Raw genomic sequence first — 1,297 nt, forward strand, 5'->3', positions numbered from 1 at the left:
TCGTCCTGAAATATGGCTACAGGTTAAAATTGAATTTACGCTGATAATTTATATACCATATTCGGTGTTTTATAGTCTAAAGATAAATGTAATCTTATTTCGTTGTATAAATTAATTGCATTTTTTGTAGCTCTTTTCGCGTGAGCCACGTTATCAAAGGTCTGGTCTAGATAGAACTCATCTTTTAATATGCCATTTACACGCTCTGCCATGGCATTTTCGTAACAATGATTCTCCTCGGTCATACTAATATCTATCTTTTTTCTTTTTAATATTTGCGTGTAGACATTGCTACAATACTGTATGCCTCTATCGGAATGATGTACTAGGTCTTTAGTGTTTTTAGCTTGATATATAGCTTTGTTTAAAGCTCTTACACATCCTTTTAATTCTAGGCTATCACTTAGGTCATATCCTACGATTTTCCTGGAATACATATCTGTTATTAGTGCTAAGTAACAAAAGCCTTTAATGGTTCTTATGTAGGTTACATCGCTTACCCAAACCTGATTTGGCCTTGTAATTTCCATGTCTTTTATCAGGTTATTGTATTTATAAAAACGATGATAAGAGTTTGTTGTTCTGGAACTAGTTTTCTTTCTAAGTGTGAGCATGTTATGCTTTCTAAGCACACTAAATAAAGTGTCTCTGCCAACTTTAAGATTGGCTTTGTAAAACTCTTTATCTAAAGATTTAATGAGTTTACGAACACCTTCTCTAGGAAGGGATTTACGTTTTCTACTGACTATTTTTATAATCTGCTGCTCCAGTATTAAACGCTTATCAGCTCTAGATTTGTATTTATAATACGCATCACGTTTAAGCCCAAAACAACTCGTTATAGTAGTTAAAGACGCAAATCCCTTAGATTTCTCTTTAGCCTTGATCAAGGCTTTATACTTAGCTTTTTTTTTAGTTCAGCTACAGATTTATAGCCTAAGTCTTCGGCTGCTACTTCAAGGTATGAATCTAATACCAAAGTATCTAGATCCTTTTTAATCAGTAGTTTTTTAAGCTGTTCTATTTCCTTTTGAAGTGCTTTAATTCTTGATATTTCGTCTTTTGTTTCCACTTTTACTCTGGTGTTCATTAAGTCTTTGCGATTGTACTTTTTAATCCACTCATTGACTGTTGTAGGAGCAATGGAGTAGAGTTTACAAAGTTCGCTCTTTGTGTGTTTACCGGTTGTAAGTTCGGCTAAAATTTTCAGTTTGAAAGGTTCTGAATACCGTCTGATTACTTTGTCATTTTTGTACATAATGTTTAAAATTATGTAGCCTTTATTCAGGACGGGTCA

2 protein-coding genes are annotated in these 1,297 nt (G+C 33.3%); both read right to left on the minus strand.

Translation table 11 applies throughout. The features are described 5' to 3' along the window. Positions 1-35: 35 nt before the first annotated feature. On the minus strand, positions 36-890 hold the full coding sequence (locus ACFSSB_RS15475; protein WP_379905938.1) for an IS3 family transposase: 855 nt from the start codon (positions 888-890) through the stop codon (positions 36-38). After that, positions 887-1,258, minus strand: coding sequence for a transposase (locus tag ACFSSB_RS15480; RefSeq protein WP_038529377.1), 372 nt, complete (start codon positions 1,256-1,258; stop codon positions 887-889). Before ACFSSB_RS15480 ends, ACFSSB_RS15475 begins: the two co-directional genes overlap by 4 nt. Between the last annotated feature and the right edge of the window lie 39 nt (positions 1,259-1,297).

The organism is Lacinutrix gracilariae, assembly GCF_042684485.1.
GTDB lineage: Bacteria > Bacteroidota > Bacteroidia > Flavobacteriales > Flavobacteriaceae > Oceanihabitans > Oceanihabitans gracilariae.

Excerpts from the sequence above, each read along its gene's own strand:
- ACFSSB_RS15480 (WP_038529377.1), bottom strand. The coding sequence starts at position 1,258 with ATGTACAAAAATGACAAAGTAATCAGACGGTATTCAGAACCTTTCAAA.